This is a genomic window from Mameliella sp. MMSF_3455 (assembly GCF_030733205.1).
Classification (GTDB): Bacteria; Pseudomonadota; Alphaproteobacteria; order Rhodobacterales; family Rhodobacteraceae; genus Antarctobacter.
This window is the reverse complement of record NZ_JASHJL010000021.1, coordinates 57,366-70,736: the sequence shown is the minus strand read 5'-3', so window position 1 is coordinate 70,736 and position 13,371 is coordinate 57,366. Positions and strand designations below refer to the sequence as shown.

14 protein-coding genes are annotated in these 13,371 nt (G+C 64.8%); 4 read left to right on the top strand and 10 right to left on the bottom strand.

All coding sequences use genetic code 11. The features are described from left to right. Position 1 precedes the first annotated feature (1 nt). From RBB42_RS16125 to RBB42_RS16110, 4 genes are all read right to left on the bottom strand, one after another. The gene (locus tag RBB42_RS16125) at positions 2 to 2,188 is read right to left on the bottom strand and encodes a heavy metal translocating P-type ATPase (RefSeq protein WP_305968854.1); all 2,187 of its coding nucleotides are present in this window, start codon (positions 2,186 to 2,188) and stop codon (positions 2 to 4) included. Between the two features lies 1 nt (position 2,189). Then, complete coding sequence (locus RBB42_RS16120) at positions 2,190 to 2,654, bottom strand: FixH family protein (RefSeq protein WP_305968855.1); 465 nt, start codon at positions 2,652 to 2,654, stop codon at positions 2,190 to 2,192. Continuing rightward, on the bottom strand, positions 2,654 to 4,081 hold the full coding sequence (ccoG, locus tag RBB42_RS16115) for a cytochrome c oxidase accessory protein CcoG (protein ID WP_305968856.1): 1,428 nt from the start codon (positions 4,079 to 4,081) through the stop codon (positions 2,654 to 2,656). Before ccoG ends, RBB42_RS16120 begins: the two co-directional genes overlap by 1 nt. 93 nt (positions 4,082 to 4,174) lie before the next feature. After that, positions 4,175 to 5,050 (bottom strand): LysR family transcriptional regulator, encoded by an 876-nt coding sequence (locus RBB42_RS16110; RefSeq protein WP_305968857.1) that lies wholly within the window; start codon positions 5,048 to 5,050, stop codon positions 4,175 to 4,177. A gap of 99 nt (positions 5,051 to 5,149) precedes the next feature. On the opposite strand from RBB42_RS16110, the gene RBB42_RS16105 reads away from it, so the two are divergent. Beyond that, the gene (locus RBB42_RS16105; protein ID WP_305968858.1) at positions 5,150 to 5,305 is read left to right on the top strand and encodes a hypothetical protein; all 156 of its coding nucleotides are present in this window, start codon (positions 5,150 to 5,152) and stop codon (positions 5,303 to 5,305) included. After that, positions 5,298 to 5,420 carry a hypothetical protein gene (locus RBB42_RS16100; RefSeq protein ID WP_305968859.1) on the top strand — a complete coding sequence of 41 codons (123 nt, stop codon included), beginning with the start codon at positions 5,298 to 5,300 and terminating at the stop codon, positions 5,418 to 5,420. Before RBB42_RS16105 ends, RBB42_RS16100 begins: the two co-directional genes overlap by 8 nt. Before the next feature lie 308 nt (positions 5,421 to 5,728). Here RBB42_RS16100 and ccoP read toward each other — a convergent pair whose 3' ends face one another. The 4 genes from ccoP to ccoN are packed head-to-tail and all read right to left on the bottom strand — an operon-like array spanning position 5,729 to position 9,191. Further along, positions 5,729 to 6,616, bottom strand: coding sequence for a cytochrome-c oxidase, cbb3-type subunit III (gene ccoP / locus RBB42_RS16095; RefSeq protein WP_305968860.1), 888 nt, complete (start codon positions 6,614 to 6,616; stop codon positions 5,729 to 5,731). A 13-nt stretch (positions 6,617 to 6,629) separates the two neighbouring features. Next, the gene (locus tag RBB42_RS16090) at positions 6,630 to 6,827 is read right to left on the bottom strand and encodes a cbb3-type cytochrome c oxidase subunit 3 (protein ID WP_305968861.1); all 198 of its coding nucleotides are present in this window, start codon (positions 6,825 to 6,827) and stop codon (positions 6,630 to 6,632) included. Positions 6,828 to 6,839: 12 nt separating this feature from the next. After that, positions 6,840 to 7,568: a cytochrome-c oxidase, cbb3-type subunit II gene (gene ccoO, locus RBB42_RS16085; RefSeq protein ID WP_305968862.1), complete on the bottom strand. Its 729-nt coding sequence runs from the start codon at positions 7,566 to 7,568 to the stop codon at positions 6,840 to 6,842. 12 nt (positions 7,569 to 7,580) lie between these two features. After that, positions 7,581 to 9,191, bottom strand: coding sequence for a cytochrome-c oxidase, cbb3-type subunit I (gene ccoN, locus RBB42_RS16080; protein WP_305968863.1), 1,611 nt, complete (start codon positions 9,189 to 9,191; stop codon positions 7,581 to 7,583). Positions 9,192 to 9,383: 192 nt separating this feature from the next. Between ccoN and RBB42_RS16075 the strand changes: the two genes are divergently transcribed. After that, on the top strand, positions 9,384 to 10,223 hold the full coding sequence (locus RBB42_RS16075) for a universal stress protein (RefSeq protein WP_305968864.1): 840 nt from the start codon (positions 9,384 to 9,386) through the stop codon (positions 10,221 to 10,223). A 67-nt stretch (positions 10,224 to 10,290) separates the two neighbouring features. On the opposite strand, the gene RBB42_RS16070 is transcribed toward RBB42_RS16075, so the two are convergent. Together RBB42_RS16070 and fnrL are read right to left on the bottom strand one after the other, a co-directional pair. Further along, entirely contained in the window at positions 10,291 to 11,214 is a 924-nt protein-coding gene (locus RBB42_RS16070) for a PhzF family phenazine biosynthesis protein (protein WP_305968921.1), read from the bottom strand. Then, positions 11,198 to 11,947, bottom strand: coding sequence for a transcriptional regulator FnrL (gene fnrL / locus RBB42_RS16065; RefSeq protein ID WP_305968865.1), 750 nt, complete (start codon positions 11,945 to 11,947; stop codon positions 11,198 to 11,200). Before fnrL ends, RBB42_RS16070 begins: the two co-directional genes overlap by 17 nt. A 64-nt stretch (positions 11,948 to 12,011) precedes the next feature. Between fnrL and hemN the strand changes: the two genes are divergently transcribed. Beyond that, positions 12,012 to 13,367: an oxygen-independent coproporphyrinogen III oxidase gene (gene hemN, locus RBB42_RS16060; RefSeq protein ID WP_305968866.1), complete on the top strand. Its 1,356-nt coding sequence runs from the start codon at positions 12,012 to 12,014 to the stop codon at positions 13,365 to 13,367. The last annotated feature ends 4 nt before the right edge of the window (positions 13,368 to 13,371 follow it).

Below are 13,371 nucleotides of genomic sequence, written 5' to 3'. Positions count from 1 at the left end.
CCTATCGCAGTCTCAGCGCGTTCAGCGACACGGTAATCGAGCTGGCCGACATGGCCAATGCGGCAATCAGCGGCGAACAGAGCCCGGCCACCGCCAGGGGAACCGCGATGATGTTGTACCAGGTCGCCACGGTGAAATTCTCGCGGATGCGGCGTGTGGCCTTGCGGGCGGTCTGCACCGCCTCGGGGATCGGCGCCAGCGAGCCGCCCAGCAGGACGATGTCCGAGGCGACGCGCGCGGCGTCCAGAGCCGAGGCCGGAGAAATCGAGGCATGGGCGGCGGTCAGCGCCGCCGTGTCGTTCAGCCCGTCGCCCACCATCAGCACATGCGCGCCATCGCGGCTCATCGTGGCGATGCGGGTGGATTTGTCCTGCGGCAGGGCCTCCGCCATCCACTGCGTGATGCCCAGGCGTTCGGCCAGGGACTCGACCGCCCGCGTGGTGTCGCCGGAGATCAGGATGACATTGAGGCCGGCCTCCTGCAGGGCGGTGACGGCCTCTTCGGCCCCGTCGCGCAGCCGGTCGGTGAAGAGAAAGGCCTGGGCCGGCCCGTCCCCGACCCGTAGCCAGGCGGCCGTCCGGTCGGTCTGGCCGCCACCGACCCAGCTTGCCCGGCCCAGCCGGACCTCCTGCCCGCGCCAGATGCCCGTGGTGCCGTGGCCCGGGATCTCTGTCACGTCCGTCAGGGGCTCGGGATTGATCCCGGCCTCGCGCGCGGCGGCGGCAAGGGATTGCGACAGCGGGTGGCTGGAGCCTTCGGCCAGCGCCAGCGCGATTTCCAGGTCGCGGCGGGTGAAATCGCCGAGGTTGGTCAGTTCCGGTGTTCCGGAGGTCAGCGTACCTGTCTTGTCAAAGACAACGGTGTCGACTTGCGCCAGCCGTTCGAGCGCGGTCGAATCCTTGATCAGCAGCCCGCGCTTGAACAGCCTGCCAGAGGAAGCTGTGGTGACGGCAGGCACGGCCAGGCCCAGGGCGCAGGGGCAGGTGATGATCAGAACGGCGGCGGCGATGTTCAGGGCCACGCGCAGGTCGCCCGCGTAGATCAGCCAACCGACGAAAGCCAGCGCCGACAGGATATGGACGCCGGGGGCATAGAGTTTCGCGGCCCGATCGGCCAGCGAGGTGTAGCGCGAGCGGCCGGACTCGGCCACGGCCACCAGATCGGCCATGCGGTGAAGCGAGGTGTCGCGGCCAACGGCGCTGGCGCGAATGGTCAGCGGGCCGGTCAGGTTGACCTCTCCGGCGCTGACCCTGCGCCCGGGTTCCGCGAAAACGGGCAGGGTCTCGCCCGTCAGCAAGGATCGGTCCAGCTCTGATGTGCCCGAGACGATTTCGCCATCCACCGGCATCCGCCCGCCTGGGCGCACACGGATCAGGTCACCGACGGCCAGTTCGCCCACCGGGACCTGCGTTTCGCCCGCCTCCGTGACGCGCCAGGCGCGGGGCACCTCCAGCGCGGCCAGTTCCTCGGCCGCGGACCGGGCCACCGAACGCGTGCGGTGATCGAGGTAACGACCCGTCAGCAGGAAAAAGGTCAGCGCGATGGCCGCATCGAAATAGGCGTGTTCGCCGGAGAGCGAGGTTTCCCAGAGCGAGGTGCCCACCGCCAGCAGGATCGCCAGTGAAATCGGCACGTCCATGTTCAGGCTGCGCGCAGACAGCGCCATCCAGGCGTTCCTGAAGAAGGGCATGGCCGAGAAACCGACCGCCGGAAGGACAATCGCCGCCGAGATCCAGTGGAACAGGTCGCGCGTCGGCCCCTCTGCCCCCGACCAGACCGCGATCGACAGAAGCATGACGTTCATCGCCGCGAAACCGGCAACCGCCAGCCGCATGAGCAGGTCGCGCCCGGCCTTGTCCGTGGCTGTCGCGGAAATCGCGGTGTTGTCCAGTTCATGCGCCTCGTAGCCCGCCCCCTGGACCACCGGGATCACGTCGGCGGCGGTCAATTCGGGGTCGGCTTCGATGCTGACCCGTTTCATGGTCAGGTTGACACGCGCCGAACGGACCCCGGGGACCTCGTTCAGCGCCCGTTCCACGGCTGACATGCAGGCCGCGCAATGGATCGTGGGAAGCGACAGGACGATATGGGCCTCGCGTGGGGTGTCATGTTCTGCCAGCGCCTCTGCCGCCGGGGCGGCGGCGCAGGCCGGGCAGGCCGAGGCGGGCGGGCGCAGGGTTGCGGTCATCTCAGTTTGCCACCGTCATTTGCAGCCGTTGCTGAAATGGCGTTCCGTCGAGTGCGGTGGCATCCAACCAGACGTCCCAGTTGCCGGGGCGCAGGTCCTCGTAGGCGATATAGGCGTGACCGTTGAAGGCGAACTCGGGCACGCGGTCCTCACGGCCGTTTGTGGGGCGGCCGACCTTGGCGGTCAGCTTGCCCGCCTGCACCGGGCGCCCGTCCTCGTCGGTGATCGACAGGATCAGCATGTCTTCCTCCAGCCGCGCCTCGACGGTCCAGCCCAGGGCCTCCTGCGCGGCGCGGCGTTTGTCGAAGGTCTGGCTGGCGACGTAGGAGTTGGCCACCTCGAGCCCGGGGAAGGTGCTGACGGCATTGACCGCCAGCGCGATGTTGACCCCGATGATGATGCCGAAGGCGCCACCGAAGATCCCCAGTACATGCCAGCCGGTCAGCTTGAACTCTTTCTTGGCCATCAGTTCGCCGCTCCGTTGAAGATTGTGTCACTATGGGCCCGGTCGCCGTTGGTCAGATCCTCGACCCAGAACCGGAATTCCGTGCGCTCTGCCTCTGCCGGGCCGGAGTCGGGCGGGGCGATGACATAGACCTTTTGCAGGAAGGTCTCGTTGGCGGGCACGTCCACGGTTTCATAGGGTGTGCCTTCCAGTTGCACCCGCAGGTATTCGTTTCCGGTCAGCGAAATCCGGAACGGACGGTCCTCGCCGTGCTTGTTCAGAAGCCGCACGTCGTATGTATTGCGGATCGAGCCGTCGGACAGGGTCACGAAGGTCGGGTTACGGACCGGAGCAACCGTCATCTCGATATCCGGCCGGATAAAGAGGGCAAAGACCAGCCCGATGCCGACCAGCGACCACAGCGCCGTATACATGATGGTCCGCACGCGGAAGATATGCTGCCAGATCGGGCGGGGAGTATTACCCTCGCGCTCGCGCGGTTCGTCAGACAGGGCAAGGTAGTCGATCAGCCCGCGAGGCTTGCCGATCTTGGCCATCATGTCGTCGCAGGCGTCGATGCACAGGGCGCAGGTGATGCATTCCAGTTGTTGCCCATCGCGGATGTCTATGCCCATCGGGCAGACGTTGACGCAGGCCATGCAGTCGATGCAGTCGCCCAGGTTCTCGGCGCCCTCGGCCTTGCGGTGCTTGCCGCGCGGTTCCCCGCGCCATTCGCGATAGCCGACGGTCAAGGTGTCCTCGTCCATCATGGCGGCCTGAATGCGCGGCCAGGGGCAGGCATAGATGCAGATCTGTTCGCGTGCGAAGCCGCCAAAGAAGAAGGTCGTCGCCGTCAGGATCAACATGGTGGTGTAGGCGACCGGATGCGCCTGCCCGGTCACGAGATCGACCAGCAGCGTCGGCGCGTCGGTAAAGTAGAAAACCCAGGCGCCGCCGGTGGCCAGGCCGATCAGGAACCAGATCGCCCATTTCGTCAGCCGCAGCCGCATCTTGCGAAAATCCATCTTTTCCTGGCGGTGCAGGCGCAGACGGGCGTTGCGGTCTCCTTCGACCCAGCGTTCGACGAGGATGTAGAGATCTGTCCAGACGGTCTGGGGGCAGGCATAGCCGCACCAGACCCGGCCCAGCGCAGAGGTGAACAGAAACAGCCCCAGTCCGGCCATGATCAGCAAACCGGCGACAAAGTAGAACTCGTGCGGCCAGATCTCGATCCAGAAGAAAAAGAAGCGACGGTTGGCGAGGTCGATCAGCACCGCCTGGTCAGGCAGTTGCGGGCCGCGGTCCCAGCGAAGCCAGGGGGTGATGTAGTAGATGCCCAGCGTGACGATCATGATCACCCACTTGAGGTTGCGGAACTTGCCGCTGACCCGCCTTGGAAAGATCGGTTCGCGCGCTGCGTAAAGGGACGGTGGGTTACTGTCGGACACGGGGAATCGCTCCGTTGGACTCGGGTTCGCGAGCGGTTTACCCAGAGCGGCGGGACAGGAGCTTTGACCTGCATCAATTTTTGAATTTGTGACTCAGCTTTTGCCGGCCTCGCGGCGCAGCCAGGTCAGGAAGGCCTTGAGCGGGGGGCGCGGCACGCCGGGACGCGTGACGATGTGATAACCCTTTTTCCGCTTGTCTTCGAACAGCTTGCGAAGCCGCCCGGCACGAACGTCGTTTTCCACGAAAACCCCAGCGACAATGGCGACGCCCTGTCCGGCACGGGCGGCTTCCAGCATGTGGTTGCCGGGCAGGGCGGTAAAGCCGCGCCCGGCATCGCGGTCGACACCGTGCTGGGCGAACCATTCCGTTGCCTCGTTGGTGCCCAGTTCCTGGAGCCAGTGATAGTCGCGCAGGTCGGCGGGTGACGTGATGTCGCGGGTGCCGACAAGGTCAGGCGCGGCGACCACAACGATGGGTGACCGGATCAGCAGGTCGGACTCGAGACCCGGCCAGTTCCCGTCGCCATAACGCAGCGCCATGTCGAATCCTCCGGGCTCCAGCGGTTGCACCAGCGCCGAAGGGTCGATCATCAGGTTGATGTCGGGGTGTTTTTCCCGAAACCCGTTCAGCCGGGGCATCAGCCAGGCAGCAGCAAAGGTCGGCGTGACCGAGATCTGAAGCGGACGCGAGGCATCGGCACCGGTCAGCGCCTCGACGGTCTGGGTGATGGATCCGAAAGCCTCGATCAGGGTACGGCCCAGGGTCTCTCCCTCGTGGGTCAGGGCCAGCTTGCGCCCGGACCGGTCCAGAAGGGCGACGCCCAGGTGGCCTTCCAGCGCGCGCATCTGCTGGCTGATCGCAGCGTGGCTAACATTAAGCAAGTCCCCGGCCGCGTTGACAGATCGCGTTTCCGTGTAGGCTGCAAAGGCGCGCAGGGCAGCGAGCGGAGGCAGGGAGGACCAGTTCACATGTAAGCCAAAGTTACACCGCGGATTTATTCCTGAGTCGCATGAGGCAGTCCCTTGCGTCAAGTTGAAGACAGAACAGGACATGCAAAGGAGATCGAGATGTTCGGAATTTTCGCCAAGAGCTTTCTCACCGCCACCCGCAACGAGACACGGGCGCCGCATCGCAACGCGCAGGATCTGCCCAAGCTGGGCTGGCTCGACGAGGACCTGCCGTTCCGCAATCATGCCGGACGCCGGAGCGGGCGCGATGATTGACCCGATTGTCTATCGTCCCGACCTCTGGCGCGGCGTCGCATTGCCGACCGGCTGCCGTGCGCCGCGCCCGGACAGTGGATCCCCCGCGGGCGCCTTGCCGGTGGATCGTCGGTGAAGGAAGTGAAAAGGGCGCTGGTGTCCCAGGAAACGCGCGAACAGGACAGGACACCAGCGCCATGCCCAGCCTTTCAGGCCGGGAAGTCTGCATCGGGATGATGTTCCCGACGACCTTGATCCCACAATAGACAGGCCGTCACCGGGCAGCCTTGACTTGCATCAAACCGCCGGGTCTCCGCGCGGTTTTTTTGTTCTTCGGGAATGGGTGTCGAACTGGGGCGGCGTGGCGGACTGCGGGGGCCCGGCATGAAGAGATCCCCCCGCCTTTCGGCGAGGGGATCGCTGTGTTTCCCATGATGCGGGGCGTCACTCTTCCGAGGCTTCGCCCCCGCCCAGGCCGTGGACATAGACCGAAACGGCGCGGATCTCTGCCTCGGTCAGGTCGGCCCCCCCCATCGGGGGCATCACGCCGAAACGCGAGTTGTAGACCGTGTCGTAGAGCGAGTCGTAATCGCCCCCGTAGAGCCAGATCCGGTCGGTCAGGTTGGGCGCGCCCTGGAACCGGTCGCCGGTGCCGTCTTCCATGTGGCAGCCCGAACAGTTGATGTCATACACTTCGGCGCCCGCTTCGGCGGCGGCGGGATCACGCGGCTCCTGCCCGGACATCTGCATGACGTAGTTGACGACCTGCACGACCTCTTCGTTTTCCAGCAACTCGTCCCGGCCGAAGGCGGGCATCTGCGACCAGCGGGCCATGTCGTCCACCTCGTTGCGGATGCCGTGGCTGACGGTCTCGTGGATCGCCTCGATGGAACCGCCCCAGAGCCAGTCGTCGTCCAGCAGGTTGGGATAGCCCTTGGCACCTGCGGCGCCGGACCCGTGGCACTGTGCGCACCATGTCCGGAAGATCGCGCCGCCGGCGTTGTTGGCGTATTGCAGCAGTTCCTGGTCATCCGCGATGGCTGTCAGTTCGACCGAGGCGAGCTTGTCGTTGATCGGGCCCAGTTCCGCCTCGTGGTCGGTGATGGCCTTTTCCACGTTGCCGCGGGTCGAGAAGCCCAACAGCCCCGGGGTCGCCCCCGAGATGCCCGGCCAGGCGGGATAGGCGATGGTATAGCCTATGCCCCAGACGATGCAGGCATAGAAGGTCCACAGCCACCACTTCGGCAGAGGTTTGTTGTACTCCTGGATGCCGTCCCACTCATGGCCCGTCGTCTCGTAGTCGAGATCGTCGTTCTTCTTGTTGTTGCTCATTTTCCCGGCCTCCTCAGTTTGCGGCGGGTGTGTCGTCGCCCGAAGCGGGCGCGGGGCGGTTTTCGTGGCGGAACGGGATGTTGGCCGTGTCCGAGTGGACCTTTCCCGATCCGGGCCGGAAGGCCCAGATCACGATCCCCACGAAGAAGGCGAACATCGCCAGAAGTCCCCAGCTGTCAGCCAATTGGCGAAGGAAGGAATAGGTTTCCATGTCTTTCCCTCCTCAGCGGCTGGCGTCAGGCGTGAAGGTCGAGAAATCGACCAGCGTGCCCAGCATCTGGAGATAGGCGATCAGCGCGTCAGCCTCGGAGACGCCGGGGGCGCCGTCAAAGTTCCGGACGTTCACGTTCTCACCGTAGCGTTCCAGCAGACCGTCGTAATCGCTGTCCGGGTCGGCTTGTGCCAGGAAGTCGGCCTGTGCAGCTTCGATCATCTCGTCGCTGTAGGGCACGCCCACCATGCGGTTGGTGCGCATCAGGTCACCGATATAGGTGCCTTCGATCAGCTTGGCCTCGAGGAAGCCGTACTTGGGCATGACCGATTCCGGCACCACCGACTGCGGGTCGCGCAGGTGATCGACGTGCCACTCGTCAGAGTAGCGGCCGCCAACCCGTGCCAGGTCGGGCCCGGTCCGCTTCGATCCCCACTGGAACGGGTGGTCGTACTTGCTCTCGACCGCAAGGCTGTAGTGGCCATAGCGTTCGACCTCGTCCCGCATGGGGCGGATCATCTGGCTGTGGCAGACGTAGCAGCCCTCGCGCAGGTAGACCTCGCGGCCCGCCAGTTCCAGCGGCGTGTAGGGGCGCATGCCTTCGACATCCTCGATGGTGTTTTCGAGGTAGAAGAGCGGCACGATCTGCACCAGGCCCCCGATCGTCACCACGAGAAAGGCGAAAATGGCCAGCAGGGTGACGTTCTTTTCAAGGACGGCGTGTTTCTGAAGAATGCTCATGTCCGGTCCTCCTTATTCGGCCGGAGTGGCATGGGCCGTGGCGGCGCGGGCTTCGACAGCCGGTGCGCGTTTCACGGTCATCCACAGGTTGTAGCACATGATGACGCCACCGGCGACGTAGAGCACGCCACCCAAGGCACGCACGACATACATCGGGAACTTGGCGCCCACGGTGTCGGCAAAGCTGTTCACGAGGAAGCCGTTGGCATCCACTTCACGCCACATCAGGCCTTCCATGATGCCGGTCACCCACATCGATGCCGCGTAGAGCACAATGCCGATAGTGGCGAGCCAGAAGTGCCAGGACACCATGCTGAGCGAATACAGACGCTCGCGGTTCCACAGCTTGGGCACCAGGAAGTAGAGCGCGCCGAAGGTGATCATGCCGTTCCAGCCAAGCGCGCCGGAGTGGACGTGACCGATGGTCCAGTCGGTGTAGTGCGACAGCGAGTTGACCGCGCGGATCGACATCATCGGACCCTCGAAGGTGGACATGCCGTAGAAGCCGACAGAGATCACCATCATCCGGATCACCGGGTCGGTGCGCAGCTTGTCCCATGCACCGGACAGGGTCATCAGGCCGTTGATCATGCCACCCCAGGACGGCATCCAAAGCACGACCGAGAACACCATGCCCAGCGTCGAGGCCCAGTCAGGCAGCGCGGTGTAATGCAGGTGGTGCGGACCGGCCCAGATATAGATGAAGATCAGCGCCCAGAAGTGGATGATCGACAGCTTGTAGCTGAACACCGGGCGTTCGGCCTGTTTGGGGATGAAGTAATACATCATGCCCAGGAAGCCGGCGGTCAGGAAGAAACCCACTGCGTTGTGGCCGTACCACCACTGCGTCATCGCGTCTTGCACGCCCGAGAAGACCTGCACCGACTTCGACCCCCAGATCGAGACCGGGATTGCCAGGTTGTTGAAGACGTGCAGCATCGCGACGGTCAGGATGAAGGACAGGTAGAACCAGTTGGCCACGTAGATGTGCGGCTCTTTGCGGCGGACGATGGTGCCGACGAAAACCGCCAGGTAGGCGACCCAGACAATGGTCAGCATCCAGTCGACGTACCATTCCGGCTCGGCGTATTCCTTGGCGTGGGTCGAGCCCAGCACATAGCCGGTCGCGGCCAGCACGATCACCAGCTGGTAGCCCCAGAACACGAACCAGGCCAGGTTGCCGCCCCAGAGCCGTGCGGCGCTGGTGCGCTGAACGACGTAGAACGAGGTCGCGATCAGCGCGTTGCCGCCAAATGCAAAGATCACCGCGCTGGTGTGCAGCGGGCGCAGGCGGCCGAAGTTGAGGTAGCCCTGCGCCCAGTCAAAGTTCAGCGCGGGAAAGGCCAGCTGAGAGGCGATGAAGGTCCCGGCGATGAAACCGATCACGCCCCAGAAGGCGGTCGCGATGACGCCGAAGCGGACGACATCGTCCATGTATTCGTTTTGCGGAGCCGGTGCCGCCGGCTCGTCGGTGTGGCGCAGGACCCACAGAAACAGCCCGGCGGAGACCGCCAGGACAATGATCGCATGGATCAGGTAAGCCACATCTCGTGCGTAGTTGATTGCGATCATCGAGAATATCGCAATCAATCCAAGCACGATGAGCTTGAGATAATTCAACATTTTTCGTCCCTTCGTCTGACCCGCGCGATTCGTTGCCCGCAGGGGCGGTTTTAGACTGGGGACGTGTTAGCTATGTTCGCCGAAAGGCATCCTTGATCTGCATCAATGGATGGCCACGCTAACCTTGACGCGGGTCAAGGTGCGACGAAAGGCGCGGGGTTAGCCTCGGGCCACGCAGCGACGGAGACGCAAATGTCCTTCAAATCCATACTGACCGTGGTCACCGACCATGATCTCATGACCTCGACGCTTTCCCATGCCGCCACGGTGGCCAAGATCCATGACGCGCATCTTGGCGCCCTGTGTCTTGGCGTGGATCGCACCCAGACGGGGTACTACTACGCCGGGGCCAACGCGATGGTCCTGCAGGAAACCCTGGAACGGGCCACCGCCGAGGCCGAGGCGCTGGCAACCGCCGCGCGCGGCGAGCTGGAAAAGACCGACACGCTGTGGAGCGTCGATCACGGCGTGGCGCAGTTGGCCGATATCGGCCGCCACGTGGCGTCGCGGGCACGCTTCACCGACCTCGTGGTGTTGCCGCAGCCCTATGGCGAGGGCAAGGGCGTGGAACTGGAACCCGTCCTCGAAGGCGCGCTGTTCGAGGGCCAGGTGCCGGTCATGGTCGTGCCCGATGATGTCGAGCCGGCGGCCAAGCCCAAGCGTATCGTTCTGGGCTGGAACGAAAGCAACGAGGCCTTGCGCGCGGTGCGGTCCGCCATGCCCCTGCTGAAACAGGCTGATACGGTGCATGTGGTGGTGATCGACCCGCCGAAACACGGTCCAAACCGGTCGGACCCGGGTGGGATGGTGTCGGAATTCCTTGCCCGCCACGGCGTCAAGGCAGAGATCGACGTGCTGGCCAAGACGATGCCGCGCGTGTCCGATGTCCTGCTGCGGCATGTGTCGGACATCAGCGCCGACATGGTCGTGATGGGCGCCTACGGCCACTCGCGCTTTCGCGAGGCGATCCTGGGCGGGGCCACGCGCAACATGCTGGAACAGGCTGGCGTGTCGGTTTTCATGGCCCATTGATGCGGGCGCGGTGAGCGGACCGGGGCCGTTCGTGCGGGAACACGGGCGGCCCTGTTCGGATGGGTGGTCAGTCTGCGGGCGGCACAAGCCGCCCCGAACTGACGGGCACCGCAGAGCCCTGAACATGGATCCGCTCCAGCGCGCCGCCGGTGGTCTGGATCCGCAGCCCGATGCGGCTGGGGCGGCCCATGTCCACGCCCTGTTCCAGCACCAACCGCGTTTCGCCCTCCGACAGGGCGCCAGAGGCCAGCAGTTGTGCTGCAAGGATGGCCGAGGCCGATCCCGTGGCCGGGTCCTCGGGGATGCCGTCGCCGGGGGCGAACATGCGTGCGGAAAAATCCGTTTTTTGCCCGCGCGCATACAGGTAATGCGAGTCGAGGCCGGTCACGGCGCAGAGCGTCTCCCAAGCCGGACCATTGGGCCGGGCAGCGGTCAGGGCGGCCCGGTCGCGCAGCGGGATATAGCCAAAGGCCGGTCCACCCTGCCACAGGGCAGGGCGATGATCCTCGAACCCGATCTGGTCCGCCGAGAGGCCAAGCGCCTCGGCGATGTCCTTGGCACCGGGCATTTCTCCGGTGTTGGCCGCGTGGGGCAGAACCGGCGCGCGGAACTCTGCGCCCAGTCGACCGGCCCGGCGCCAGACCTGCACCGGAACCAGCCCGGCGACTTCTTCCAGCGTGATCCGGGTTTCGAAATCGCCCTCGGGTGCGCCTTTCAGCGCGAGGTGGGTGGCACAGCCGATGGTGGGATGCCCTGCAAAGGGGATCTCCGCCGTGGGAAAGAAGATCCGCACGCCGGCGGTATGCGCCGGATCGGCTGGGGACCGGACAAAGATCGTCTCGGACAGGTTGAACTCACGCGCGATGGTCTGCATCGCGACGTCGCTCAGCCCGTCCGCATCCTCGACGATGGCCAGCGGATTGCCGGCATAGGCGGTTTCGGTGAAGACGTCGCAGGTGCAAAAGGGCAATCCCTCAGACAAGCAGGCCACCATCCGCATCGTCGCCGGCCTCGTCCATCAGGCGGGACATGTCCGGCACGGTGACATGGCGCTTGCCTTCCAGCTGGATCACGCCGTCCCGTTTCAGGGCCGAGATCTGGCGGCTCACGGTTTCCAGTGTCAGGCCCAGGTAATCTGCCATCGCCTCGCGGGTCAGGGGCAGGTCGAAGACGATCGGACCAGCCGCGGCGCCGCGCTTGTTCAGGGTCGCGTCGCGGCGGGCAATGATCGACAACAGCGAAGCGATCTTCTCTCGCGCGGTCTTGCGGCCCAGGACCAGCATCCACTCGCGCGCCGCATCAAGCTCGTCCAGGGTCATTTCCAGCAGGCGCTGCGCGATATGCGGCGTGCGTGTCATGAGGTCTTCGAAGGGGGACCGGCGGAAACAGCACATGACGACATCGGTCGTGGCGACCACGTCGTAGGCGGCGGTGTTGCGTCCGGGGCGGCCGACGAAATCGCTGGGCAGCAACAGGCCCACCATCTGCGTACGGCCATCTTCCATCGCCTGGCTCAGGGTTGCGATTCCGGACACGACGGAGCCCACGAAATCCATGCGGTCGCCGGCCCAGATGATCGACTGGCCAGCCTCGAACTTGCGGTAATACTTGATCTGCTCAAGGCGCTCGAGTTCGTCGCTTTCGCATCGTGCACAGACCGCCCGATGGCGGATCGGGCAATCGTTGCAGTCGGGCGCGACACTCAAGCTTCGTTCATTCAGCATATCGCCTGCCTTATGTTGATCTGCGTCAAAGCCCGGCGCTTTTCCGTGCCCTAACCGTACGCGTATGGCGAACCGAACTCAACTCGCGCGGCTTGGACTCTTTGACGCCAAAGTGCCGCGGTACACATCGTATCCGACCGCACCGCATTTCGACGGCGACGTGGGGCCGGCACGATTCGAAGAGTGGGTTCGCTCTGTTCCAGTAGATGGTAACATATCCCTATATTTGCATGTACCATTTTGCCGCAGGTTGTGCTGGTTCTGCGCCTGTCGGACGCAGGGAACGTCAACCCTTGGCCCGGTCGAAAGCTATGTGACCGTGCTGGAACGGGAACTGGACCTGCTGCGCGGTGCCTTGCCGCAGGGCGTGCGCCTGTCGCGGCTGCACTGGGGCGGCGGCACGCCAACCCTGCTGCCCCCGGACCTCATGAAACGCCTGATCGCGGCGACCCGGCGGGTCGCCGATTTTGCCGAAGGCTACGAATTTTCCGTCGAGATCGACCCGAACGAGATTGATGCGGAGCGGCTGGATGCCCTGACCGAGGGCGGCATGAACCGCGCCTCGATCGGGGTGCAGGACTTCGACCCGCAGATCCAGGGCGCGATCGGCCGGGAACAGGGCTATGACGTGACCCGGGCGGCGGTCGAATTGATCCGTGCGCGCGGGATCGAGAGCCTGAACGCCGACATCCTGTTCGGCCTGCCGCATCAGACCCGTGCCCGCATCACCGAAACCGTGCAAAAGCTGCTCAGCTTTGCGCCGGACCGCGTGGCGCTTTACGGCTATGCGCATGTGCCCTGGATGGCCAAGCGGCAGCAGATGCTGCCCTCGGACGCGCTGCCCACACCGCAAGAGCGGCTGGAGCTGTTCGACACGGCGCGGCGCCTGTTCGTCTGGGACGGCTATGCCGAGATCGGCATCGATCATTTCGCCACCCGCGAAGACGGGCTGGCCTTGGCGCGGCGCGCCGGCGCCCTGCGACGGAATTTCCAGGGCTATACCGACGATACCTCGGATGTCCTGATCGGGCTGGGGGCGTCGTCGATCTCGAAGTTCCCGCAGGGATACGCCCAGAACGCGCCCGGCACGTCGAAATACATCGCGGCGGTGCGGGATGGTCGGTTCGCCACCGCGCGCGGCCATACCTTCAAGGGTGACGACCGCCTGCGCGCCCGGCTGATCGAGGCATTGATGTGCGATTTCCGCATCGACGCCGCCGAGATCCTGCGCGATTTCGCCATCTCGCGCGAAGTGCTGTTCACCCTGTTCCGCGAGGCGAACGCGCGGTTCGAGAACATGCTGATCATCAGCGACGACGGTTTGTTCATTCCGCAGGAGGCACGGCCGCTGACCCGCATCGTCGCGCGGGCCTTCGACGCCTACGACCTGTCGAAGGCAGGCCATTCCAGCGCGATCTGACGCC